The sequence below is a fragment of the Streptomyces sp. NBC_00344 genome (assembly GCF_036088315.1).
Classification (GTDB): domain Bacteria; phylum Actinomycetota; class Actinomycetes; order Streptomycetales; family Streptomycetaceae; genus Streptomyces.
Map to the genome: position 1 here is coordinate 3,998,768 of NZ_CP107996.1, position 22,724 is coordinate 4,021,491.

General features: G+C 70.6%; 21 protein-coding genes. 10 read left to right on the plus strand and 11 right to left on the minus strand.

The genetic code is table 11. The features are described 5' to 3' along the window. Positions 1-12: 12 nt before the first annotated feature. Positions 13-1,650: a class I adenylate-forming enzyme family protein gene (locus OHS16_RS18075; RefSeq protein ID WP_328540891.1), complete on the plus strand. Its 1,638-nt coding sequence runs from the start codon at positions 13-15 to the stop codon at positions 1,648-1,650. Here the strand turns inward: OHS16_RS18075 and OHS16_RS18080 are convergent. Next, positions 1,623-2,954, minus strand: coding sequence for a M6 family metalloprotease domain-containing protein (locus OHS16_RS18080; RefSeq protein ID WP_328538243.1), 1,332 nt, complete (start codon positions 2,952-2,954; stop codon positions 1,623-1,625). The two genes, OHS16_RS18075 and OHS16_RS18080, sit on opposite strands and share 28 nt — an antisense overlap. A 272-nt stretch (positions 2,955-3,226) precedes the next feature. Here OHS16_RS18080 and OHS16_RS18085 point away from each other — a divergent pair, with 272 nt between their 5' ends. Together OHS16_RS18085 and OHS16_RS18090 are read left to right on the plus strand one after the other, a co-directional pair. Continuing rightward, positions 3,227-3,934: a TetR/AcrR family transcriptional regulator gene (locus OHS16_RS18085; protein WP_443042644.1), complete on the plus strand. Its 708-nt coding sequence runs from the start codon at positions 3,227-3,229 to the stop codon at positions 3,932-3,934. A gap of 66 nt (positions 3,935-4,000) precedes the next feature. Further along, positions 4,001-5,536: an MFS transporter gene (locus OHS16_RS18090; RefSeq protein ID WP_328538245.1), complete on the plus strand. Its 1,536-nt coding sequence runs from the start codon at positions 4,001-4,003 to the stop codon at positions 5,534-5,536. Positions 5,537-5,596: 60 nt separating this feature from the next. Here OHS16_RS18090 and OHS16_RS18095 read toward each other — a convergent pair whose 3' ends face one another. After that, positions 5,597-6,112 (minus strand): MarR family winged helix-turn-helix transcriptional regulator, encoded by a 516-nt coding sequence (locus tag OHS16_RS18095; RefSeq protein WP_443042778.1) that lies wholly within the window; start codon positions 6,110-6,112, stop codon positions 5,597-5,599. A gap of 82 nt (positions 6,113-6,194) precedes the next feature. Here OHS16_RS18095 and OHS16_RS18100 point away from each other — a divergent pair, with 82 nt between their 5' ends. Beyond that, positions 6,195-6,980, plus strand: coding sequence for a dioxygenase family protein (locus OHS16_RS18100; protein ID WP_328538247.1), 786 nt, complete (start codon positions 6,195-6,197; stop codon positions 6,978-6,980). A 52-nt stretch (positions 6,981-7,032) separates the two neighbouring features. Here OHS16_RS18100 and OHS16_RS18105 read toward each other — a convergent pair whose 3' ends face one another. Beyond that, entirely contained in the window at positions 7,033-7,569 is a 537-nt protein-coding gene (locus OHS16_RS18105; protein ID WP_328538248.1) for a GNAT family N-acetyltransferase, read from the minus strand. A gap of 182 nt (positions 7,570-7,751) precedes the next feature. Between OHS16_RS18105 and OHS16_RS18110 the strand changes: the two genes are divergently transcribed. After that, complete coding sequence (locus OHS16_RS18110) at positions 7,752-8,732, plus strand: sigma-70 family RNA polymerase sigma factor (protein WP_328538249.1); 981 nt, start codon at positions 7,752-7,754, stop codon at positions 8,730-8,732. 62 nt (positions 8,733-8,794) lie between these two features. On the opposite strand, the gene OHS16_RS18115 is transcribed toward OHS16_RS18110, so the two are convergent. Continuing rightward, positions 8,795-9,766, minus strand: a complete 972-nt coding sequence (locus tag OHS16_RS18115) for a helix-turn-helix transcriptional regulator (RefSeq protein WP_328538250.1) — start codon at positions 9,764-9,766, stop codon at positions 8,795-8,797. 62 nt (positions 9,767-9,828) lie between these two features. Here OHS16_RS18115 and OHS16_RS18120 point away from each other — a divergent pair, with 62 nt between their 5' ends. The 4 genes from OHS16_RS18120 to OHS16_RS18135 all read left to right on the plus strand — a co-directional run bounded on the left by OHS16_RS18120 (position 9,829) and on the right by OHS16_RS18135 (position 15,331). Continuing rightward, positions 9,829-11,340, plus strand: coding sequence for an MFS transporter (locus tag OHS16_RS18120; RefSeq protein WP_328538251.1), 1,512 nt, complete (start codon positions 9,829-9,831; stop codon positions 11,338-11,340). Positions 11,341-11,577: 237 nt separating this feature from the next. Beyond that, complete coding sequence (locus tag OHS16_RS18125) at positions 11,578-12,339, plus strand: DeoR/GlpR family DNA-binding transcription regulator (protein ID WP_328538252.1); 762 nt, start codon at positions 11,578-11,580, stop codon at positions 12,337-12,339. Next, positions 12,336-13,289 (plus strand): 1-phosphofructokinase, encoded by a 954-nt coding sequence (pfkB, locus tag OHS16_RS18130; protein ID WP_328538253.1) that lies wholly within the window; start codon positions 12,336-12,338, stop codon positions 13,287-13,289. Before OHS16_RS18125 ends, pfkB begins: the two co-directional genes overlap by 4 nt. Then, a complete protein-coding gene (locus OHS16_RS18135) occupies positions 13,286-15,331 on the plus strand; it encodes a PTS fructose transporter subunit IIABC (RefSeq protein WP_328538254.1) in 2,046 nt (681 codons plus the stop codon). Before pfkB ends, OHS16_RS18135 begins: the two co-directional genes overlap by 4 nt. A gap of 125 nt (positions 15,332-15,456) precedes the next feature. Here the strand turns inward: OHS16_RS18135 and OHS16_RS18140 are convergent, their stop codons facing one another. The 3 genes from OHS16_RS18140 to OHS16_RS18150 form a co-directional block, all read right to left on the minus strand. After that, positions 15,457-16,200: a DUF6227 family protein gene (locus OHS16_RS18140; RefSeq protein WP_328538255.1), complete on the minus strand. Its 744-nt coding sequence runs from the start codon at positions 16,198-16,200 to the stop codon at positions 15,457-15,459. A 126-nt stretch (positions 16,201-16,326) separates the two neighbouring features. Then, positions 16,327-17,403 (minus strand): P1 family peptidase, encoded by a 1,077-nt coding sequence (locus tag OHS16_RS18145; RefSeq protein ID WP_328538256.1) that lies wholly within the window; start codon positions 17,401-17,403, stop codon positions 16,327-16,329. Positions 17,404-17,427: 24 nt separating this feature from the next. Further along, positions 17,428-18,609, minus strand: a complete 1,182-nt coding sequence (locus tag OHS16_RS18150) for a low temperature requirement protein A (protein WP_328538257.1) — start codon at positions 18,607-18,609, stop codon at positions 17,428-17,430. Positions 18,610-18,743: 134 nt separating this feature from the next. On the opposite strand from OHS16_RS18150, the gene OHS16_RS18155 reads away from it, so the two are divergent. Next, on the plus strand, positions 18,744-18,938 hold the full coding sequence (locus OHS16_RS18155; RefSeq protein WP_328538258.1) for a hypothetical protein: 195 nt from the start codon (positions 18,744-18,746) through the stop codon (positions 18,936-18,938). Between the two features lie 193 nt (positions 18,939-19,131). Here OHS16_RS18155 and OHS16_RS18160 read toward each other — a convergent pair whose 3' ends face one another. The 4 genes from OHS16_RS18160 to OHS16_RS18175 form a co-directional block, all read right to left on the minus strand. Further along, positions 19,132-19,704, minus strand: a complete 573-nt coding sequence (locus tag OHS16_RS18160; RefSeq protein ID WP_328538259.1) for an RcpC/CpaB family pilus assembly protein — start codon at positions 19,702-19,704, stop codon at positions 19,132-19,134. 317 nt (positions 19,705-20,021) lie between these two features. Continuing rightward, positions 20,022-20,885: an S-methyl-5'-thioadenosine phosphorylase gene (locus OHS16_RS18165; protein ID WP_328538260.1), complete on the minus strand. Its 864-nt coding sequence runs from the start codon at positions 20,883-20,885 to the stop codon at positions 20,022-20,024. Between the two features lie 75 nt (positions 20,886-20,960). Continuing rightward, positions 20,961-21,296 carry an FmdB family zinc ribbon protein gene (locus tag OHS16_RS18170; protein ID WP_328538261.1) on the minus strand — a complete coding sequence of 112 codons (336 nt, stop codon included), beginning with the start codon at positions 21,294-21,296 and terminating at the stop codon, positions 20,961-20,963. A 66-nt stretch (positions 21,297-21,362) separates the two neighbouring features. After that, positions 21,363-22,655 carry an MFS transporter gene (locus OHS16_RS18175; RefSeq protein WP_328540892.1) on the minus strand — a complete coding sequence of 431 codons (1,293 nt, stop codon included), beginning with the start codon at positions 22,653-22,655 and terminating at the stop codon, positions 21,363-21,365. Positions 22,656-22,724: the final 69 nt, after the last annotated feature.

Here is a 22,724-nt window from a genome sequence, read left to right on the forward strand (position 1 = left end):
GCGCCTTTCGCCGTGGTGGAGGCCGAGGACGGCTCCCCGGTGTTCGAGAGCGGGCCGCGCACCCTGAGAGAGTTCGTCGAGGCGGTCTGGGCCTTCGGGGACCAGCCGTTCCTCGTCGCCGAGAGCGCCACGTACACCTACGGCGAGTTCTTCGCGGAAGCCTCCGCGCTCGCCTGCCGGTTCACCGAGGTCCACGGACTGAGGCCGGGGGACCGGGCAGTCATCGCGATGCGCAACCACCCGGAGTGGCAGATCGCCTTCTGGGCGGCGCAGCTGGCCGGGCTGGTCGCCGTACCGCTGAACGCCTGGTGGACGGAGGACGAGTTCACCTACGCGCTCGACGACTGTGCACCGCGGGTGCTGCTGGTCGACGGTGAGCGGCTGGGGCGGGTGGAGCCCTGGGTGCGGCAGCAGGACGGGCACCGGGACGGGCGGCCCTGGATCGTCACCTTCCACCATGAGGGGGACGCGGGTGAGCGGGTCGAACGGTGGGAGCAGCGGCCGGCCGCCGATCCGCTGGCCGCTCCGCCCGATGTCGAGGTCAGGCCGGAGGACGACGCCACGATCATCTACACATCGGGCACCACGGGGCGCCCCAAGGGCGCGGTTGCCACCCATCTGGCGCAGGTGGGCGCGATGCTGAATCCGCGGTACTTCGCGGCGGCCTCCGCACTCGAGCGCGGGGTGATTCCCGGCCAGGGGCCCGCCCCGGTCGCGCTGATGACGTTCCCGTTCTTCCATGTGGCCGCCTTCACCAGCGTGTACTCGGCGATGGCGGCCGGTGGCACGCTGGTGCTGCTGCACAAGTGGGACGCGGACAAGGCACTGGACGCCATCCGCGCCCACGGCGTCTCCTACTACGCGGGCGTTCCGTCCACCGCGCTGCAACTGCTCGCGGCGGCCGAACAGCGAGGGGACGGTCTGGAGAGCCTGGCGATGCTCAACACCGGCGGGGCCGCCGCCCCTCCCGATCTCGTCGCCCGGCTCACCGCCCGGTACGGCGACCGCATCGAGCCCCGCAACGGATACGGCCTGACCGAGACCAGCGGAGGTGTGCTGGCCATTTTCGGTGCGGAGTACCGGGCGCACCCGGAGAGCGTCGGCCGGCCCACGCCCGCCACCGAGGTGCGGATCGCGGGGGCCGCCGGTGAGCCGCTGCCCGAAGGGGAGATCGGCGAACTGTGGCTGCGCGGGCAGGCGCTGGTCCGCGGCTACTGGAATGATCCCAAGGCCACCGCGGCCGCTTTCCAGCAGGGCTGGTTCAGGACCGGGGATCTGGCGACCGTCCGTGGGGGCCGGATCAGCGTCGTCGACCGGATCAAGGACATGGTGATCCGCGGCGGCGAGAACGTGTACTGCGTCGAGGTCGAGGCCGTGCTGCACGACCACCCGGATGTACTCGACGCGGCGGTCCTCGGAGTGGCGCATCCGGTGCTCGGCGAGGAGGTGGCCGCTGTCGTGCAGCTCAGGGACGGCGCCGCGGTCACTCCCGAGGAGCTGCGGGCACATGTGGCGGCGACGCTGGCCGCCTTCAAGGTGCCGGCCCATGTGGTGGTGAGGGACGAGCCGCTGCCCCGCAACGCGACCGGCAAGGTGCTGAAGCGGCAGCTGCGCGGTCCGGTTCAGGACCGGGTGACCCGCACCCGGTAGTTGCCCGAACTGTCCTTCGCGGCCACGGCGATACGCAGTCCGTGGGCCTGGTCGGTGAACGACTGGCCCACGGTGTACGTCGCGTCGGACAGTTCGGCCTGCACATTCGGGCTCAGGGTGCAGCCGCCGCTGTCCGGGGTGCTGTCCTTGACCGACACCGGCCCCTGCCCGGTGTCGACGTCGCCGTCCACGCGGTAGATCAGTACGCCCGGCCGGCAGACCGCTTCGTCGTTGCCCGCGTGGGTACGGACCTCGGCGATGTAGCCCGAGGAATCGGAAAGCGGGACCACCACCAGCTTGACCCCGCCCGGCTCGGCCAGCGGGGACAGCACGGCGTCATGGACGCCGGGCGCCGACGCACAGCTGATCTGGCGGTCGTCGAGCCATCCGAGCTTCCATTTGTGCCAGCCCAGCATGTCGTTGTTGGCGCCCCAGTCCTCGGACATGATGTCCCAGTGCCCGACCGCGCCGCCGCCTCCCGAGGTGTAGAGGTCGGGCAGGCCGAAGGTGTGCCCGTTCTCGTGCGGCAGTACCCGGTACCCGGTGTGTGCGTACGAGCCCGATCCGTCGTCCTGGCGGCTGTAGATGAAGGACATGTTGGCGAGCGGTACGCCGTCGGCTACCGGGGCCTCGTCGTTTCCCGAGAACGTCACGGAGAGCACGGTGTCCAGCGCGGAGGGGCCGGCGTTGGAGGTGGCGAGCACGTTGATCAGGTCGTATTTGCGGAAGTCGACCCGGCTGTCGGCGGCCGCCGCGATGTCGTCGGCGAGGCGGTGATAGCCGGGGTTGTAGGGCGAGCCCCTCTCTATGCCGTATCCGGCGAACGGGATCGGCATCCGCAGCCAGTGCTTGACCGGCGCGTCGGGGCGGTAGTCGAGCCGGCCGTAGGAGCTCCTGCGGTACCAGTCGGAGGTCTGCGGGAAGAACTCGTCGAACCGGCTCATCGCGGAGCCCTTGCCCGGCGCGTCCGGGAAGTCGATCATGAGGGTCAGGGCCCGCACCCGGCCGGACGGGCGAGCGTAGCCGGGTGCGGTGGGCAGCCCTTCGGACATCTGGACACCCATCGAGCCGCCGATGCGGCAGGGGCCGAGCGCCAGTTCGGAGCCTGTCCGGTCCGTGTGGTGGAGACCGGCCTCCGCGGAGGGTCCGCCGGGAGGGCGCCTGAGGCTGAGCGAGGTGCCCGCGGAGGTGAGAGCGGCCAGCGCGAGGGCGCAGAGGGCGGCGACCGCCAGCGGCCGTCCGGAACCACGTATCCGAGGGCGCCCGGTCCTGGCGCCTTCCGTTCGGGCGGTGTTCCGCCGCATGCCGTTTGTCCGTGAGCCCCGTGTCCGGCGGCGGGTCAGGTGCATGCCTTCGCCTTCGGGCCGCGGCAGCCGGCGTTTCCTTGCTGCGCTCGTTCGATCACCCTGTGTCGGCGGCGGCCCGGGCGCGCGGTGGGTGGGCCGATCGTGGGGTTTTCGGGCACATTTGCTGTGATGCAGGTCACATCGACTGGGGGAAATAACGGGGGACGCTTTCCCCGTTTGAACCGTTGTTACAGCGAACCGGGGAGATGCTCCCCGGTTCGCGAGACCGAATGCCGCAGGCCGCCGAAGGCCGCGGACCCGACTACCGAGGGAAGGAAGCGGACGCCGTGGACACCGCCACCGCCGCCCGGCCGCGCCCCAGGGCCGATGCCCTGCGCAACCGGGAGCGGATCGTATCGGCCGCGCGTGAGATCTTCGTGGAGCACGGACCTGATGTGCCGCTCGACGAGATCGCCCGCCGGGCCGGCGTCGGCAATGCCACGCTCTACCGTCACTTCCCCGACCGCATCGACCTCTTCCGGCAGGTCGCCCTTTCCGTCATGGCCCGCGTAGCGGACCAGGTGGACGCGGCGATCGCCGAGGAGCCCGACGGTTTCGCCGCGCTCCGCCGGTTCGTGCACGCCGCGGCTGACGAGAAGATCGGTGCCCTGTGCCCGATGCTCGCCGACGGCTTCGACCGCAACGACCCGCAGATCATGGCAGAGCGTGACCGGCTCGAGGAGGCCGTGGAGGGCCTCATGAACCGGGCGCGCAACGAAGGGCAGCTGCGCTCCGACGTCGCGGTCGGAGACCTGTTCGTAGCCCTGTCCCAGCTCACCCGGCCCTTGCCCGGCAGCTCCTGCCTGGGCCTCGACCGCTTTGTCCACCGTCATCTTCAGCTGTTCCTCGACGGGCTTCAGACCCCGGCGCGGAGCGTGCTTCCGGGGTCACCGGCGACCTTCGAAGATCTGCGACGTCCCGCATGTGATCAGTCGTAACGGCTGACCCACACCCTCATTCTTCCGACCGTTCTGTTCCTCCTGCACACCTAGGTGGCTCCCGCCATGTCAAAAACTGCCGACATATCACTCCCTGATCCGAATCGCTGGAGAGCGCTGGTCTTCATCGCGCTGGCCCAGCTGATGGTCGTGCTCGACGCGACCATCGTGAACATCGCCCTGCCGCACGCCCAGGCCGACCTGGGCATATCGGACGCCAACAAGCAGTGGGTCATCACGGCCTATGCACTCGCCTTCGGCGGACTGCTGCTCTTCGGCGGCCGGATCGGCGACCTGTGGGGCCGCAAGCGCACCTTTGTCGTCGGACTCATCGGCTTCGCCGCCGCGTCCGCCGTCGGTGGTGCCGCTGCCAACGAGGCGATGCTGCTCAGCTCCCGTGCCGCGCAGGGCGTCTTCGGTGCGCTGCTCGCGCCGGCCGCGCTGTCGCTGCTCGCGGTCACCTTCACCGACGCCAAGGAGCGCGCCAAGGCCTTCGGTATCTTCGGTGCGATCGCCGGTGGCGGTGGCGCCGTCGGCCTGCTGCTCGGCGGATTCCTCACCGAGTACCTGAACTGGCGCTGGACCTTCTTCGTCAACATCCCGTTCGCCGTGGTCGCCGCGCTGGGCGCGCACTTCGTGATCCGAGAGCCGGCGGGCGGCCGCAACCGCTCCCCGCTGGACATCCCCGGCGTCGTTCTCTCCACGCTGGGCCTGGTGTCGCTGGTGTACGGCTTCACCCGCGCCGAGTCGAACGGCTGGTCCGACCCGCTCACCATCGGCCTGTTCGTGGCATCCGTCGTGCTGCTGGCGACCTTCGTGCTGGTCGAGTCCAGGGTCAGGGCGCCGCTGCTGCCCCTGCGGGTGGTCGCCGACCGCAACCGCGGCGGTATCTACCTGTCGCTGGGTCTCGCCATCATCGGTATGTTCGGGCTCTTCCTCTTCCTGACGTACTACCTCCAGGTCGTTCAGGGGTACTCGGCCGTCAAGACCGGCTTCGCCTTCCTTCCCATGGTGGCGGCCATGATCACCGGCTCGACGCAGATCGGTGCACGGCTGATGAACCGGGTGCCGGCCCGCCTGCTGATGGGTCCCGGCTTCGCCCTCGCGGCCGTGGGCATGCTGCTGCTGACCCAGCTCGAGGTCGACTCCTCCTACACCACGGGGATCCTGCCGGGCATGCTGCTGCTGGGCCTCGGTATGGGTACGGCGTTCATGCCGGCCATGTCACTCGCCACCTACGGCATCGCACCGCGTGACGCCGGTGTCGCCTCCGCGATGGTCAACACATCGCAGCAGGTGGGCGGTGCGATCGGTACGGCGCTGCTGAACACCATCGCCGCCTCCGCCACCACCGCGTACGTCGCCGGTCACGCCGCTTCGGGTGTCAATCCCAAGCTGCTCCAGGCACAGGCACTGGTGCACGGCTACACCAACGCCATCTGGGTCGCGGTGGGCATCCTCGCGGTCGCCTCCACGATCGCTCTGACGTTCATCAACGCCGGGCGTCCCTCGATGGCGACATCGGGGCCGGGCGCCGTCTCCGGCACCGCCGACGGCGAGGGGATCGAGGACGAGATCCAGATTCCGGTGGTCGCGCACTGACGCGCCGCGCCGCTGTCACCGACCACTGAGGATCCGCCACGGTCTGCCCTGGCTCCGCGATCAGCGGAGCCAGGGCAGATCCGCGTCCGCGTCCTCCGGCTGGAGCCCCTCGGCGAGCAGCCGCATGATCTCGCCGAGCTGCCCGGCCTGTTCGGGGGAGAGCCGGTCGAAGAGTGCCTGACGCACGGCGGCGACATGACCGGGCGCGGTCCGCTCGAGCACCGCCAGGCCCTCGGGTGTCAGTACGGCGTTCTGACCGCGCTTGTCGGACGGGCAGTCCTCCCGGCGCACCCAGCCGTTCTTCTCCAGCCTGGCGATCGCGTGCGAGAGCCGGGACCGGGTGATCTTGGCGTCCATGGCGAGTTCGGTCATCCGCAGCCGACGGCCAGGTGCCTGGGCGAGCTTGACCAGCAGTCCGTAGTAGAGGTGTGGCATCCCCGCGTCACGCTGCAGCTGGCGGTCGAGGTGGTCGTCCAGCAGCGTGGTCGCATGGAGATACGAGCGCCAGACGCGCTGCTCGTCGTCGGAGAGCCAGCGTGGGGGTCCGGGGTCTGCTGCCGTGGTCATGGACCCCATTCTAGCCATTTCTTGAAAGTTAAACTAGATGGAGCTAGGGTCGAAGAGAAAGCTTGAGACTTCAAGTGCTGGAGTTGCCGCCATGACCGTCGTTCCCGCGGAGCGCATGCCTGCCCTCTACCTCTCCCACGGCGCGCCGCCGCTCGCCGACGACCCGGTCTGGCCGGGCCAGCTCGCGGCCTGGGCCGCCGGGCTGCCGCGCCCGAAGGCGATCCTGATGGTCTCCGCGCACTGGGAGGAGGCCCCGCTCGCGCTCGGCGCGACTGCGGCGGCACCTCTGGTGTACGACTTCCGGGGCTTCCCCGAGCACTACTACCAGGTGCGCTACGAGGCCCCGGGCGCGCCCCGACTCGCCGACAGTGTCCGGAAGTTGCTGGGGGGTGCCGGCACCCCGGTCCAGGACGTCCCGGACCGGGGGCTCGACCACGGGGCGTACGTTCCGCTGGTGGAGATGTTCCCGGACGCGGACATCCCGGTACTCCAGATCTCCATGCCGACGCTGGATCCGCAGAAACTGCTCGGGATCGGTCGCAGGCTGGCCCCGCTGCGCGACGAGGGCGTACTGATCGTCGGCAGCGGATTCTTCACTCACAACCTGGCCGCACTGCGGCATGCCGGCGGGCAAGTGCCCGGCTGGTCAGCGGAGTTCGACGCCTGGGGGAGGGAGGCGCTGGAGGCGCGGGACATCGACGCGCTGCTCGACTTCGAGCGCAGGTCCCCGGCGGGACGCCTGGCCCATCCCCGCACCGAGCACTTCGCCCCGCTGTTCGTGACGCTCGGAGCATCCGGGGACGGGGCGGAGGAACGGCGCGATGTGATCGACGGGTTCTGGATGGGCCTGGCGAAGCGATCGCTTCAATTCGGGTAGGCGTTTCCGGCGGTCCGGCGGCCCGGCCCTCCCGCTGTTCCCGGCCGGCCTGCTAGATCCCGGCCCGGTCCCGGAGGTTCTTCTCGTACCAGGCGACGTCGTGGTAGACGCCGAATTTCCGGCCCACCTCGCGGTACGTGCCCACCGGAGTGAAGCCGAAGCGGGAGTGCAGCCGGACCGACGCCTCGTTGGGCATGGTGATGCCGGCGTACGCGCGGTGCACGTCCTCCTTCCGCAGTTCCTCGAAGAGCGCGGTGTAGAGCTGCGTGCCCATGCCCCGGCCCGCCGCGTCCGGCGCGCAGTAGACGCTGACTTCCACCGAGGTGGCGTACGCGGCCTTCGGCCGGAAGGCGCTGCTGGTTGCGTAGCCGAAAATCCGGGCAGACGGTACGTCCTGAGCAACCAGGAGGCGGTGCGCGCCGTCTTCGGGATGGGAGAGCAGCCAGGGAAGGCGTTGCTCAGGGGTGAAGACCTGAGTGTCGAATGTGATGGCGGTCTCACGGACGTAGTGGTTGTAGAGGTCGGTGAGGGCAGTGAGATCACCTTCCCTGCCTGGTCTGACCTGCACGTCTGTCCGTTCCGACAACATTTGATCTCCTTCGGCGGGCGGACAGGGTACTGCATGATCACGAAAATCAAGCCGTATCAGGGGAATTCTGTCCGGATTCCAGTCGTTGTTTCCATCAGATGGAGGGCACTCGGGAGAGTGTTCTGCATCACATGAGCCACTGATTCGCGACCTCATCACGTTACTCACGTTAGGGAGCACGCATGGCAACCCGTGCCGTCGCCCGTCGTTCCGACCGGGCAAGCAGCGTTCGCGCCGTAGGCGGCGAGATCGCCGACCGCGACCTGGTCGGCATGTATCTCGACGAAATCGCCCGTACCCCGCTGCTCGACGCAGCCAAGGAGGTCGAGCTGTCGCAGGACATCGAGGCCGGGGTGTACGCCCAGCAGATTCTCGACGGTTCTGTGCAGAGCAAGGCGGGTGGTGCCTCCCGTGAGGAGCTGGAGGCGCTGGTTTCCGCCAGTGACCGGGCCAAGGATGTCTTCATCCGGTCCAACCTGCGGCTCGTGGTGGCCGTCGCCCGGCGGTATCCGCGTGCCGGACTGCCGTTGCTCGACCTGATCCAGGAGGGCAACGCGGGTCTGGTGCGTGCGGTCGAGAAGTTCGACTACGCCAAGGGCTTCAAGTTCTCGACCTACGCGACCTGGTGGATCAGGCAGGCCATCACCAGGTCGATAGCGGACCAGTCCCGCACGATCAGGCTTCCTGTCCACCTGGTGGAGGAGCTCGGCCGTATCCGCCGTGTGCAGCGTGAGTTCAACCGCGAGCACGGCCGCGACCCGGAGCACTCCGAGATCGCAGCCGAGCTGGACGCCAAGCCCGAGCGGGTGAGCGACGTACTGGACTGGGCGCGTGACCCGGTCAGCCTGAACATGCCGGTGGACGACCAGGGCGAGACCCAGTTCGGCGACCTGCTCGAGGACACATCGGCGGTGTCCCCCGAGCAGTCCGTCATGACGCTGCTGCGCAGCGAGGAGCTCGACGACCTCATAGGCAAGCTCGACCACCGGACCGCCTCGATCATCAAGATGCGTTTCGGTATCGAGGACGGCCGGGAGCGGACGCTGACCGAGGTCGGCAAGGAGCACGGCCTCACCCGCGAGCGGATCCGTCAGATCGAGAAGCATGCCCTGCTCGAACTGAAGAAGATGGCGCACGACACGGGCTTCGACGCGGCGGCGTGACGCCGCCGCCCGGCACCGTGCACGACCCTGCGAACCGGAACCCCCCGACACACCCCCCCGTGTCAGGGGGTTCCTTGTGCCGTCGCCCTGGTGAGCCGTGAGCCCAGCTCGGCCAGATGGCCGACCAGGTGCGAAGGCTGGTGGACGGTGAACTCGGCGTCCACCAGGGCGAGCCGCACTGCCAGCCATTCCACGGAGTCGGCCGCCGTGGTGCGCAGCCGGCAGCGGCGTTCGCCCAGCGGCTGCGGCGCGGCCATCGACTTCGGCAGCCGGGCCGCCACGAACTCCGCGGGGGCCTCGAAGGTGACGTCGAGGTCCACCGACGGCTGCCGCCGCGACATCGACCGGGTGACGAACTCGGCGGCGTCCCCCGTCGGCAGCTCGCGGGGCGTGAAACGCGCCCCGGTGGCGAGGGGCTCACTGATCCGGTCGACCCGGAAGGTGCGCCAGTCCTCGCGGTCCATGTCGTAGGCGACCAGGTACCAGCGCCGCCCGGTGGACACCAGCCGGTACGGTTCGGCGAGACGCCTGGTCTCCCGGCCGTCCCCCGCCCGGTAGCCGAAACGCAGCCGCTCGGGACCGATGACCGCACCCGCGATCACCGTCAGCGTGCCCGGATCGATGGTCGCTCCGTCGCCACTGGTCAGCGGGATGGTCGCGGCCTGGAGGGTGGCGACCCGGTGACGCAGCCGGGAGGGCAGCACCTGCTCCAGCTTGGCAAGGGCCCGCACCGAGGCCTCCTCGATGCCCTCGACCGCGTGTCCGGCCCCGGCGCGCAGCCCGACCGCGATGGCCACCGCCTCCTCGTCGTCGAGGACAAGCGGGGGCATGGCCTTCCCCGCGACGAGCCGGTAGCCCCCTTCGGCCCCCATGGTCGCCTGCACCGGATAGCCGAGGTCGCGCAGCCGGTCGATATCGCGCCGGATGGTGCGGCGGCTGACCGCCAGCCGGTCCGCGAGTTCACCGCCCGGCCATTCACGCGGAGTCTGGAGCAGCGAGAGCAGTTGCAGCAGCCGTGCCGGAGTGTCCGTCATGTCATCCAGGATGCCGGTCAACTAGGACGCGATCCGACCTACATGCCGTCTAGCGTGGAGCCATGACCTCAACACCCGAGCAGACCGTGCTGCAGTCGGACCGCCGGCGGTGGTTCGCGCTCGCCATCGTGATGACGGCGGCCTTTATGGACCTCGTCGATGTGACGATCGTGAACATCGCGATCCCCTCCATCCAGAAGGACGCCGGGGCCTCCTTCAGCCAGATCCAGTGGATCACCGCGGGATATGCCCTGGCCTTCGCCGCCGGGTTGATCACGGGCGGCCGGCTCGGCGACATCCACGGACGGAAGAAGCTCTTCCTCGTGGGCATCGCGGGGTTCACCCTGGCATCCGCGCTCTGCGGTTTCGCCGCCAATCCGGAGATGCTGGTCGCCTCCCGCATCCTGCAGGGCGCCATGGCCGCGATGATGGTGCCGCAGGTCCTGTCGATCGTGCACGCGACCTTCCCCGCTGAGGAGCGGGGCAAGGTCTTCGGACTCTTCGGCGCGATCGTCGGTCTGGGGGCGGTGACCGGCCCGCTGCTCGGCGCGCTGCTCACGGAGTGGAACATCGCAGGTCTCGAGTGGCGCCCGATCTTCCTGATCAATCTGCCGGTGGGCATCGCGGGATTGATCCTCGGACGCAGGTTCATCGGGGAGTCGAAGGCTCCCAGGGCCCTGAAGCTCGACCTGGTCGGCGTCGCGCTGGTCACCCTCGGTCTGCTGATGCTGCTCTACCCGCTCACCCGCGGCCGTGAGCTCGGCTGGCCGCTCTGGGGTCACCTCTCGATGGCGGGCAGTGTCGTGGTCTTCGCCGCGCTGGTCGGGTACGAGAAGCGGAAGGCCCGCAAGGACGGCTCGCCGCTGGTGGAACTCTCGCTCTTCCGGGCCAAGAGCTTCGCCGCGGGTATCGCCGTCCAGACCACCTTCGGTGTGGCGCTCGGCATCTTCTTCCTGGTCTGGACGCTGTACATGCAGCTCGGTCTCGGCTGGAGTCCGCTGAAGGCGGGCACCACGGGCATTCCGTTCTCCATCGCGGTATCCGTCGCGGCCGGCCTCTCGGTGCAGAAGCTGGTGCCGCGCTTCGGCCGGAAGGTGTTGCAGGCGGGCGCGCTGACGATGATGGCCGGGCTGCTGATCTACATCTGGGAGGCAGGCCGGTACGGCGCGGACATCGCGCCCTGGCAGATGGCACTGCCGCTGACCGTGATGGGCCTGGGTATGGGCCTGATCGTCGCGCCGCTGACGGACGCCGTCCTCTCCGACGTTCCGAAGGAGCACGCGGGGTCGGCGTCCGGCCTGATCAACACCGTCCAGCAGATGGGCAATGCGCTGGGACTCGGCCTGGTGTCGGTGGTCTTCTTCGGCTCGATCAGCGACCGGCTGGCCCCGTCGCAGGTGGGAGGCGCATTCGCCGATGCGTTCATGCACTCGCTGTGGTGGGTCGTCGCGGTTCTCGGCGTCATCTTCCTGCTGATGTTCGCGCTGCCGAAGCGGCCGCGGGTGGGCGCCGAGGGCGAGGCGGCCGTCTTCGACGACGGGCCGGCTGTGAGCGAGCCGGCGCTCGCGCCCTGAGAGCTCTGCCGCGAGAGCTCCGCCGGGCGGCGCCCGTGCCGGTTCGCCCGGTACGGGCGCCGCTTCGTGTGTGGCCCGGGAGGGAGCGGGCGTGGAGGGATCGGGCGGGGAGACGGGGCGAGCACTGCGGCTGCCCGGGCAGGCCCGGTAATGCCCGAATCTGTTTACATTCCGAAAGTGACCTCGTAATGTGTCGGCGAAACCACAGGTTCGGGCATTGAACGGATGTAAACCCACATGTACGCACCGGAGCGTCAGCAGGAGATCCTCCGCCTCGCCCGCGACAGCGGCCGCGTCGACGTCCTCTCGCTCGCCGACGGGTTCCAGGTCACCGCCGAGACCGTACGCCGCGACCTCAAGGCCCTCGACCGGGCCGGCCTGCTGCGACGGGTGCACGGCGGGGCCATCCCCGCGGGGCGGCTCGACTTCGAGCCCGATCTGGCCGAACGGGAGTCGACGGCCGCGGACGAGAAGGACCGGATCGCGCACGCCGCCCTCGCCGAACTGCCCGCGGAGGGCAGCGTCATCCTCGACGCGGGCTCCACCGTCGCGCGGCTGGCGAACGCCGTTCCGCTCGAGTGCGGGCTGACCGTCGTCACCCACGCCCTGCCGGTGGCCGCGCGTCTGGCCGACCATCCCGGCATCGACCTCCACCTGGTCGGCGGCCGGGTCCGCCACCGCACCCGGGCCGCCGTAGACGCCTGGGCGCTCCGGGCATACGGCGAGATCCGCGCCGACGTCGCCTTCCTCGGCGCGAACGGCTTCGCACCCGGTTCCGGACTGACCACCCCCGACCTCGCCGAGGCCGCGGTCAAACGCGCGGTCGCCGCGGCTGCCCGCCGCGTCGTGCTGCTCGCCGACTCGGCGAAGTACGGCCAGGAGCACTTCGCCCGCTTCGCCGACCTCAGCGGCGTCGATCTGCTCATCACCGACACCGGGCTCAGCCCCGATGACGCGGCCCGTATCGAGGCGGCCGGTACGGAGGTCGTCCGCGCATGATCCTCACCGTCACCCCCAACCCCTCGCTCGACCGGACCTACGAGGTCCCGGCCCTGGAGCGGGGCGAGGTGCTGCGTGCCACCGCCGAGCGGATGGACCCCGGCGGCAAGGGCGTCAACGTCTCGCGGGCCGTCGCGGCGGCCGGCCACCGTACGGTCGCCGTGCTGCCGCTCGGCGGGGCGCCCGGAGCCGCGATCGCCGAACTGCTGGTGGCCGAGGGCATCGCGGTGGCCCCGGTCCCGGTGGCCGGACACACCCGCTCCAACATCTCGGTCGCGGAACCCGACGGCACGCTCACCAAGATCAACGCCCCGGGGCCCGAACTCTCTGCCGCCGAAGCGGAGTCGCTGCTCGCCGCGATCCGTGCCCACGCCGGCGACGCGGACTGGATCGCCTGCTGCGGCAGCCTCCCGCCCGGCCTCGCACCCGCCTGGTACGCGGAGCTGGTGGCCCGCGCGCACCGCGCGGGAAAGCGCATCGCGCTCGACACATCAGGACCGTCACTGCTCGCGGCGCTGCGCGAGCGCCCCGATGTCGTCAAGCCCAACGCCGGCGAACTCGCCCAGGCCGTCGGCCGCCCCCTCGCCACGGTCGGCGACGCGCTCAAGGCGGCGGGAGAGCTGCGGGACCTCGGGGCGGGCGCGGTGCTGGCCAGCCTCGGCCCGGACGGGCAGCTGCTTGTCATGGAGTCGGGCGTGTACTTCGGATCGGCTCCGGTCGCCGCGGTACGGAGCAATGTCGGCGCCGGTGACGCCTCGCTGGCCGGATTCCTGGCCGCGGGAGGCGCGGGACCGGAAGCCCTCCGGTCGGCGGTCGCCCATGGGTCGGCAGCCGTGCAACTGCCCGGCAGCGTGATGCCGGCCCCACAGGACCTGGATGCCTCCGCGGTCACCGTGACCGCGGAGATACCGCTGGACCGCGTACTGACGGAGCAAGGGAGCCCCCGATGAGCGACATGATCACCGCGGACCTGGTCGACCTCGGCCTGGCAGCGGACACCAAGGAAACGGCAGCCCGATCGCTGGCCGAGCGGATGGTGGCCATCGGCAGGGTCACCGACCTCGACGGCTTCCTCGCCGATGTGGCGGCCCGCGAGGCGCAGATGCCCACCGGCCTGGACGGTGGCATCGGCATCCCGCACTGCCGCAGCGCCCATGTCACCGAACCGACCCTGGCGTTCGGCCGCAGCGCCGATGGCATCGACTTCGGCGCCACTGACGGCCCGGCTGACCTGATCTTCCTGATCGCCGCCCCGGCCGGTGCGGACGACGCCCATCTGGCGATCCTGTCCTCACTTGCCCGGCAGCTGATGAACGCCGAGTTCACCGCCGCGCTGCGGGCAGCAGGGGACGCGGACACGGCTGCGGCGCTGATCCGGGGCGACGCCTCGGTGGAAGCGGGCCCGGCCAGGAGTGACGCCTCGGTGGAAGCGGCCCCGGCCCCGGGTGATGCCTCGGCGGGGGCGGACCGGGCTGCGGAGCCGGGTGAAGCGGAAGAGGCACCCCCCGCCCCGTTCCGTATCGTCGCCGTCACCTCGTGTCCCACCGGCATCGCCCACACCTATATGGCCGCCGAGTCGCTGCGGAACGCCGCCCGCGACGCGGACGTCGAACTCGTCGTCGAGACCCAGGGGTCCGCCGGTTTCACCCGCCTCGCCCCTGCCGTCATCGCCGCCGCCGATGCCGTGATCTTCGCCCATGACGTCCCCGTACGGGAGAAGGAACGCTTCGGCGGGAAGCCGGCCGTGGACGTCGGAGTGAAGGCCGGCATCAACCGTCCCGGTGAGCTCATCACCGAGGCACGGGGAAAGTCGGAGCGCGGCGAGATCTCAGCGCCGGGTGCTGTGCCGCCCGTGGACAGGACGGGGGAAGCCGGCGAGGGCTATGGCACCAGGCTCCGCAAGTGGCTGATGTCCGGGGTCAGTTACATGGTCCCGTTCGTGGCGGCCGGCGGCCTGCTGATCGCCATCGGGTTCGCCGTCGGCGGATACACCATCAACAAGGCGCCCTCGGTGGCCGAGCACTTCGTCTGGACCGACCACACCAGCTGGGCCGCGCTGCTGTTCCAGACGGGCAGCCTCGCCTTCGCCTTCCTGGTGCCGGTCCTCGCGGGGTTCATCGCCTATGGGATGGCGGACCGGCCGGGTCTTGTCCCCGGTTTCGTCGGCGGTTCCATCGCCCTCACCATCAACGCGGGCTTCCTGGGCGGTCTCGCGGCCGGACTGATCGCGGGCGGCGTGGTGATGGCCGTCCAGCGGGTGCGGGTGCCCGCCGTACTGCGCGGCATCATGCCGGTGGTCGTGATCCCGCTGATCTCGTCGGCGGTCGTCGGATTCCTGATGTTCCTGGTGGTCGGGAAGCCCATCGCTTCCCTCCAGCGAGCACTCACCGACTGGCTGAACGGCCTCTCCGGCGCCAACGCGGTCATTCTCGGTGTCGTCCTGGGCCTGATGATGTGCTTCGACCTGGGCGGCCCGCTCAACAAGGTCGCGTACGCGTTCGCCGTCGGCGGTCTGGCCAATCCGACCGACGGCAGCCTCAAGGTGATGGCCGCCACGATGGCCGCCGGCATGGTGCCACCGCTCGCGATGGCCCTGGCGACCACGGTGCGCGGACGGCTTTTCACCAGGACCGAACGCGAGAACGGCAAGGCCGCCTGGGTGCTGGGTGCCTCCTTCATCACCGAAGGGGCGATCCCGTTCGCCGCGGCCGATCCACTGCGGGTGATCCCCGCGTCCATGGCGGGCGGTGCGGTGACCGGCGCGCTGTCGATGGCCTTCGGCTGCACGCTGCGGGCCCCGCACGGAGGGGTCTTCGTGATCCCCCTGATCGGCAGCCCGTTCCTCTGCCTTCTCGCCATCGCTGCCGGTACCGCGGTGTCGGCGGGCCTGGTGATCCTGCTCAAGGGGATGCGCAGGACGGACGGGGAGGCGCCGTCCCCGGCCCGAGCGGACGCCGCCGAGGACACGGCGGCGGTTCCGGTGGCTGCCTGACGGCCCGCCCGATGACGGTCGGCGGTCCGCCCGGGCTCACCAGGCCGTGAACTCCCGCAGGCGAGGAGCCGGGAAGGCGGGTGGGCCGGGCCCGGGGGTTGTTCCGCGGGCCTGGCGGACCGGGCTCAGCGCACCTGGGCGCGGATCTCCATCGCATGGTGGGCGGCGCTGCGGGAGTCGTAGACCTCGCACATGTGGCGGCCGTCAGGTGTCGCGGTGTGCTCGACCTCCCAGAGACTGATCTCCTTGCCGTCGACCAGCAGAAAGGCGTGTTCGTAGAGCGTGAAGCCGGCGTTCTGGCCGATGTCGAAGCGGCACTGGCTGCCGAAGGCCTGGCTGATCTGATGGGCGAACGCGGAACGCAGCAGCCGGGCCGTGCTCTCCCCGGGCCGATCAGGGTTCTCGGCCCGGCGCAGCAGCCGGCGGGCGTGGTCGGCCGAGCGGTCGGGGACGTAGGTGCGGGCCGCGGCGGCGGGGGCGCTCCGCAGGGCACTCAGGATCTCGAAGTCGCACTGCGTGTCGTCATCGGGGAACATCTCGGCGGCGTCCGCCCCGCGGATCCGGGTGACCGCACGGCGGGCTTCCTCCTCGGCCATGTACAGCTCGTGCTGCGGACCGCTGCCACCGCCGGTCTCGTACACCAGCTCCCACAGGGTCAGGTCGCTTCCGTCGGCAAGGAGGAAGGTGTGCCGGTAGGTCTCGCGGTGCAGCCCGGCGCCCGAGCTGTGGTGCGAGGAGTGCAGCGCACTGCTGTGTGCGAGTGCGGAGCCGAGCCGCTCGACGGAGGTGTCGGGCAGCTCGAAGGAGTTCAGGGCGCGGCCGAGGAGTCGTGCGAGGTGCTCCTCGGCCGTCTCGTGCGGATCGCTCAAGGTCTCTCCAGGCCGTTGCGGCAAGTCATGAGGTTGGGACTCAACGTAGTCCCTGGGTCTGACAACGGGGCCTTCGTTCGGCAAAACGTCGGGGCTGCTCGGAAAGTTCCCGGGAACAGGACCAACTCACTTGTCCGGCAAGTCAGTAGATGGAGTGTCAGAACGGTACAGATCGCGATGGGCGGGGAAGCTGCCGCCGGGGCCGTCGACGGACTCCGCGGCCCGCACGGCGCGCACCACCGCCCGGCTCAGTGCGTCCGCGCCCGCGGCCAGGATGTCATTGAGCGACCCCAGGTCCGGCAGTGGCCCGGTACCGGTCGACAGAGCGAAGACGGTGTCTCCGTCATGCAGCAGATGGACGGGGCGTACGGCACGGGCGAGGCCGTCGTGGGCCGTACCGGCGAGCTTCTGCGCCTGCGCGCGGGTCAGTTCCGCATCGGTGGCCACCACGGCGATGGTGGTGTTCAGCGGGGGGAGTGCGTTGCGCCCCCGGGCTTCGGCCAGCCGCCGCTGTGCCGCCTCGTGGACGGCCGGATCCGGATACGCGGGCCGGCCGGAGCCGTATTCGCCGTAGAACACCCCGGTCAGCGGATCGATGGGCGAGCCGACGGCGTTGACCACGGCAAGGGCGCCCACGACGATTCCGGAGGGGAGGGTGATGCTCGCCGTTCCGATGCCGCCCTTGAGTCCGCCGGCGACCGCACCGGTGCCGGCCCCGGTGTTGCCCTCCTCGACCGGCGCGCCGGAGACCGTACGCGCGGCGGCCTCCACAGCCGCACGGCCCGTCGCCGCGCCGGGCCTGGCCCGCCAGTCGCCGCCGCGACCCAGATCGAAGACGCAGGCGGCCGGGACCACCGGAACGACCTGCGCGGGGTCGGGGCCCACCTGGAAGCCGCGGCCCTGTTCCTCGAGCCAGGCCATCACCCCGGACGCGGAGTCCAGCCCGTAGGCGCTGCCTCCGGTGAGGACCACGGCGTCCACCCGCTGCACCAGGTTGCGGGGGTCGAGGGCGTCCGTCTCCCGGGTGCCCGGCCCGCCGCCGCGTACATCCACTGCGGCGACCGCGCCGCCAGGAGGTGCCAGCACGACGGTGGTGCCGCTCAGGGCACGGTCTCCGGGTACCTGTGCGTGACCGACCCGGAGGCCGGCCACATCGGTCAGTGCGCCGGGCCGTGCGGGCATGGATGCGTCTGCTGATGTCATGACCCCATGGGATCAGAGGCCCGGTCATGATCCGGCGCGATTCCGCCGGGAGTTGAGTGCGGTTCCGGCCGCCACCGTCACCGTTGCGACCACTCCCGCCCACAGCACCGCGAGCGGCCCGGTGAAGGTGCAGGCGAGGAGAGCCACCGATGCGAGGGGCAGCGTCAGCTGCTCGGCGAGCCCGCGCTTGAAGTGGCGCGCGTGCAGCGACCACAGCATGAGCATGAAGACCGCGGCGGGAATGGTCACGGCCGCCGACGCGGCGCTCGTCGAGATGTGCGACTTGCCCACCGCCTCCTCGACCGCCACCTCGATGCCCGCCCCGATCGCCGCAGCCGAGGTGAAGACCAGGTAGTGGCCGTAACCCCAGACGAAGCTCTGCCGGTTGGAGGCCAGATGCTGCTGGATGGGGACCGCGAAGTAGATCCACCAGGCTGCGAAGACGATCAGCAGACCACCGGCGGCGATCGGCAGCAGATCGCCCAGGGCGTCGTGCTCCTCCAGGGCCGACTTCACGGCCACGGTGGCCGCGGCGATCGACTCACCGAGCACGATGATGGTGAAGAGGCCGTACCGCTCGGCGATGTGGTCGGGATGCCAGGTGGTGGGGCGCAGGCGTTCGGCGAAGGCCGGCACGGCGAGCTCGGCGAGGACCATCGGCACGAACACCCAGGGCCGGATGCCCGAGGGCAGCCAGAGCAGCGCCGTCCACCCGGCCTGGCAGGCGAGCACCCCGCCCAGATAACGCAGGGCCATCCGCCGCTCCGTGCCCTCGGTGGACAGCGCGACGCGCAGCCACTGCGTGCACATGGCGAAGCGCATCACCAGGTAGCCGAGGACGCAGACCGCGAAGTCGTGGTCCACGGCGGCCCGGGAGATCCCCGCGGCCATGATCAGTACGCCCGCGATCTGGATCAGGGTGACGAGGCGGTAGACGACGTCGTCGTTGTCGTACGCGGAGGCGAACCAGGTGAAGTTCATCCATGCCCACCAGGTCGCGAAGAAGATCATCGCGAAGTTGATGACGCCCTCGGCCTGCTGCCCTTCGGCGACGAAGTGCACCAGCTGGACACCGGACTGCGCGACAGCCACCACAAAACAGAGATCGAAGAGCAACTCCAGCGGGGTCGACGCACGATGTTGCTCCGAGGGGCTGCGTGCGGTCATCCGGCGCAGCCGGCCGGAGGCGGATGAGGTGCTTGTCATGCGACCAGCACACCAGAACCGATGCTCCACAGCGGTCCGCGCGGCGCGGTGCGTTCCCGCGGAGGCGAAGAGCGGGGAGGGAGCAGCGGGGAGGAATGAGGCCGTGCGGCGACCGTCCGCCGTACCCTTGCCGTATGAGCACCGCCCCCGCCCCCGGACCGCGTGACGAAGAGCAGCCCCGGCCCCGTCCGAAGCTGGTCTTCGAAGATCCGCTGGACCAGCAGTCATCGGACGACACGGATCGCGGGTGGGGTGAGCGGGCCTCATCGGGGGACGGCGACACCGACCTGGCGCGTTTCCTCGACGAGAAGCCGCCCCACCACGTCTGATCCGACGGCGCAGCTTCCGGCGGTCGTGCCGGGTGTTGTGGCCGCTGTCGCACCGCGCGGCCGGCGCCTCCGCCTGGAGCAGCGTCGCTCCGCCTGCCGTCCGGCGTGAGGCGCGCGGATGGACGAGGCGGGATGCGCACCGGTGGTGCGGCCGGGGCGGCGCACCGGTGGTGCGGTGGCACGGCCGGGTAGCTCAGCACAGCGTCACCGTCAGCTCCGACCTGGCCGCCGCACCGGCGAGTGCGGTGGCGGTGGTGCGGGGGACGGTCAGCACGATCAGCGCACCGCTGTCGGACGATGACGCACCAGCTGCCGGCACCCCGGCCACCCGGACTCCCGCAGCCACCACCCGCGCCTCGGCTGCCGCCCCCGCACCGCCCAACCGGGGGCCTTTGCCCCCGGTTGCGATGACATCGACGTGGTCTCCCGGTTCCAGCAGCCGGACGGTGGCCGCGTCGGCGATCCGCACCGGTGCGGACACCACATCGGGGCGTGCGGTGTCCGCGGCGCCGGCCCGTGCCCGGCCGTGGTGCACCGCCGCCGAAGCGGCCCGCACATCGGGAGGCTGGGCGGTCCGGCCGGAACCCGGCGGCGCCCAGGCCACCAGTGCGGCGGCAGTGAGCACCACCCCGGACGACAGGGCGCGGTGTCTCCGGCGCAGGGCGCGCCGCAGCCGGCGCCGGGTGCCGGGCACCCGCACTGGCGGGAAGAGCGGCACACCGCGCGGCTCGGGTGCCGATACGACCGGTACGGGCATGGGGATCATGGCAACCACCGCCTGGTGAGAGGAGCGTGTCGGACACTCCTCACGATCCAGGCTGCCGCCGATTCCCGCTGCGGCCTGTGGACCACCCACCTGGTGTGGACAACTGCGTCACCCCCCGGCAGCCGCCGGAGGCGGCACCGCACCGGCACCGCACCTGCGCCGTTGCGACCGGACCAGGCCCGGCCGGACCCCAGCAGCCGGCCGTATCGATCGGCCGGGTCGATGGCCGGTCCGGCTCAACCAGGCCCGGCTCAACCAGGCCCGGCTCAACCAGGCCCGGCTCAACCGGTCAGGCACCACCCGGTCGGCAGGCCAGGTCAGGGCAGGTCGATCCCCGTGTCGAGCCCGTCCAGCGCGTGCGAGCAGAGACAGTCCCGCAGCCTCTCCGACGGCAGTCCGGCCACAGCGTCGAAGAGCACGGTACGCAGCCGGTCCACGTTGGCCGCGAACACCTTCAGCACCTCTTCGTGTGAAACGCCCTCGCCGGCCTCCGCCCCCGCGTCCAGGTCCGTCACCAGGGTCATCGAGCTGTAGCAGAGCCCCAGTTCGCGGGCGAGTACCGCCTCGGGGTGTCCGGTCATACCGACCACCGACCAGCCCATGGCCGCGTGCCACCGCGACTCGGCCCTGGTGGAGAAGCGCGGTCCCTCGACGACGACCAGGGTGCCGCCGTCCACCGGTTCCCATCCCCGGCCGCGGGCGGCCGCGATGGTGGCCCTGCGCCCGTTGGGGCAGTAGGGGTCGGCCAGCGCCACGTGCACCACATTGGGCAGGCTGCCGTCCGGCAGCGGAAGACCGTCGTAGTAGGTCTGCGCCCGTGCCTTCGTACGGTCCACCATCTGGTCGGGCACCAGCAGCGTCCCGGGGCCGAATTCGGGTCGCAGGCCGCCCACCGCGCACGGTCCGAGCACCTGCCTCACACCGACGGACCGCAGCGCCCACAGATTGGCGCGGTAGTTGATGCGGTGCGGCGGCAAATGGTGACCGCGGCCGTGCCGCGGGAGGAACGCCACCCGGCGTCCGGCGATCTCGCCGATGAAGAGGGAGTCGCTCGGACTGCCGTACGGGGTGTCCACCTCGACCTCGGTCACATCCTCCAGGAAGGAGTAGAAACCCGAGCCGCCGATCACGCCGATCTCCGCGCCGACCGCTGCGTCTGCCGTATCCGCCACATTCGCCATACCGGTCACACTATCCGGGCGCGGGTACACCGAAGACCCCGCCGTCGATGACGGCAGGGTCCGGGCAGAAAGCAACTAGGCGGCCGAGCTGCTGCCGCCGGAGGAGCTCGACGAGGCCGACGATGTCGACGGCTTCGCGTCAGCGGACTTCGACGCAGCGGGCTTCGCGTCGGAGCTCGACGAGGAAGTGGACGCGGCGGACTTGGAAGACGGCGCCGTGCTGCTCGAGGACGAGCTCCGGCTGTCGTTCCGGTAGAAGCCCGAGCCCTTGAAGACAATGCCGACCGCCGAGAACACCTTCTTCAGGCGTCCTTCGCAGTTCGGGCAGACGGTAAGGGCGTCGTCGGTGAACTTCTGCACCGCCTCGAGGCCCTCGCCGCACTCGGTGCACTGGTACTGATAGGTCGGCACTTGCTCCTCCTGGCACTCTCACTGAGTGAGTGCTAACGATGTTCCATAGTGACGTATTCCGCTGGATCAGTCCACTGAGACCGGCACTCGGTGACCGATCACACGCTCCTTCGCCGTTTCGCTCCCGGAGCGGACCACGATTCCCGGGGCCCTCGGGGCGAGCCGCGACCGCAGCGCCAGCAGTGTGACCAGGGCCAGTACGGTCCCGGCCATCGGCACCAGGAAGCCGGTGCTCGCGCTGTACTCGTCGGCCAGCCGGCCGGCCACGGTGACCGCGGCGGCCTGTCCCAGCGCCACGGAACCGGTCAGCCAGGTGAATGCCTCGGTCCGTGCGGATGCCGGCACCAGATTCTCCACCAGCGTGTATCCGGTGATCAGGGCAGGCGCGATGCACAGGCCGACCAGCAGGCCGAGCCCGGCGAGAAGCGGCACCGTGTGCATGGCCCAGAGCCCGGACGCGGCCAGCGCCAGCGCGGTGTAGGAGGTGAGCAGACGGCGCCGCGGCGCGCTCTTCCAGGCGATGGCCCCGCAGGCGATGCCCGCGAGCATGTTGCCGGCGGCGAAGACCCCGTAGAGCAGACCGTTCACCCCGGGGTGGCCGATCTCCTCGGCGAACGCGGTCAGCGAGACCTGCATCCCGCCGAACACGGCGCCGATCCCGAGGAAGGCCGCGGCCAGCACCCGTACGCCCGGTACGGACAGTGCGGAGACGTGGTCGGCAGGTGTCCGGCCGTCGGCGCGGCCGACCGCTGGCTGGGTGCGGCGCTGCGCCGCGAAGGCGAGACCGCCGGCCAGGGTGAGAGCGGCCTCGGCGATCAGTCCGGCCGCCGGGTGGAGACCAGTGCACAGCGCGGTCGTCAGCACCGGGCCGATGACGAAGGTGAATTCGTCGGTCACCGACTCGAAGGCCGCGGCGGTCGCCATCAGCGGGGAGCCCTCCAGCTTCGCCGCCCAGCGGGCCCGGACCATCGGCCCGATCTGCGGCACGGACGCACCGGTGGGCACGGCGGCGACGAACAGTGCCCACAGCGGCGCGTCCGCCAGCGCGAGCGCTGTGAGGGCGCCCACCGAAACGGTGTGCACCAGGACCCCCGGGAGCAGTACGGAGCCCTGCCCGAACCGGTCGGCCAGCTTGCCGCTCTGGGGCGCGAACAGCGCCATGGCCACGCCGGTGACGGCGGCGACCACTCCCGCGCTGCCGTAGGAACCGGTGGTGTGCTGCACCAGCAGCACGATGCCGATGGTCAGCATGGCGAAGGGCTGCCGGGCGGCGAAGCCGGGCAGCAGGAACGTCCAGGCGCCCGGAGTGCGCAACAACTGGCTGTAACCGGGACGGGCCTCGGAGACCGTGGACACCACGGCCTTGCCTTTCTGCCGCCTGGTGGCGCTCCGCCGGTGCAGGGCATGCGAAGCCATGCGTACGGGAGC

Excerpts from the sequence above, each read along its gene's own strand:
- OHS16_RS18080 (WP_328538243.1), bottom strand. The coding sequence starts at position 2,954 with ATGCGGCGGAACACCGCCCGAACGGAAGGCGCCAGGACCGGGCGCCCT.
- OHS16_RS18085 (WP_443042644.1), top strand. The coding sequence starts at position 3,227 with ATGCCGCAGGCCGCCGAAGGCCGCGGACCCGACTACCGAGGGAAGGAA.
- OHS16_RS18090 (WP_328538245.1), top strand. The coding sequence starts at position 4,001 with ATGTCAAAAACTGCCGACATATCACTCCCTGATCCGAATCGCTGGAGA.
- OHS16_RS18095 (WP_443042778.1), bottom strand. The coding sequence starts at position 6,112 with ATGGGGTCCATGACCACGGCAGCAGACCCCGGACCCCCACGCTGGCTC.
- OHS16_RS18100 (WP_328538247.1), top strand. The coding sequence starts at position 6,195 with ATGACCGTCGTTCCCGCGGAGCGCATGCCTGCCCTCTACCTCTCCCAC.
- OHS16_RS18105 (WP_328538248.1), bottom strand. The coding sequence starts at position 7,569 with ATGTTGTCGGAACGGACAGACGTGCAGGTCAGACCAGGCAGGGAAGGT.
- OHS16_RS18110 (WP_328538249.1), top strand. The coding sequence starts at position 7,752 with ATGGCAACCCGTGCCGTCGCCCGTCGTTCCGACCGGGCAAGCAGCGTT.
- OHS16_RS18115 (WP_328538250.1), bottom strand. The coding sequence starts at position 9,766 with ATGACGGACACTCCGGCACGGCTGCTGCAACTGCTCTCGCTGCTCCAG.
- OHS16_RS18120 (WP_328538251.1), top strand. The coding sequence starts at position 9,829 with ATGACCTCAACACCCGAGCAGACCGTGCTGCAGTCGGACCGCCGGCGG.
- OHS16_RS18125 (WP_328538252.1), top strand. The coding sequence starts at position 11,578 with ATGTACGCACCGGAGCGTCAGCAGGAGATCCTCCGCCTCGCCCGCGAC.
- pfkB (WP_328538253.1), top strand. The coding sequence starts at position 12,336 with ATGATCCTCACCGTCACCCCCAACCCCTCGCTCGACCGGACCTACGAG.
- OHS16_RS18135 (WP_328538254.1), top strand. The coding sequence starts at position 13,286 with ATGAGCGACATGATCACCGCGGACCTGGTCGACCTCGGCCTGGCAGCG.
- OHS16_RS18145 (WP_328538256.1), bottom strand. The coding sequence starts at position 17,403 with ATGACATCAGCAGACGCATCCATGCCCGCACGGCCCGGCGCACTGACC.
- OHS16_RS18150 (WP_328538257.1), bottom strand. The coding sequence starts at position 18,609 with ATGACAAGCACCTCATCCGCCTCCGGCCGGCTGCGCCGGATGACCGCA.
- OHS16_RS18155 (WP_328538258.1), top strand. The coding sequence starts at position 18,744 with ATGAGCACCGCCCCCGCCCCCGGACCGCGTGACGAAGAGCAGCCCCGG.
- OHS16_RS18160 (WP_328538259.1), bottom strand. The coding sequence starts at position 19,704 with ATGATCCCCATGCCCGTACCGGTCGTATCGGCACCCGAGCCGCGCGGT.
- OHS16_RS18165 (WP_328538260.1), bottom strand. The coding sequence starts at position 20,885 with ATGGCGAATGTGGCGGATACGGCAGACGCAGCGGTCGGCGCGGAGATC.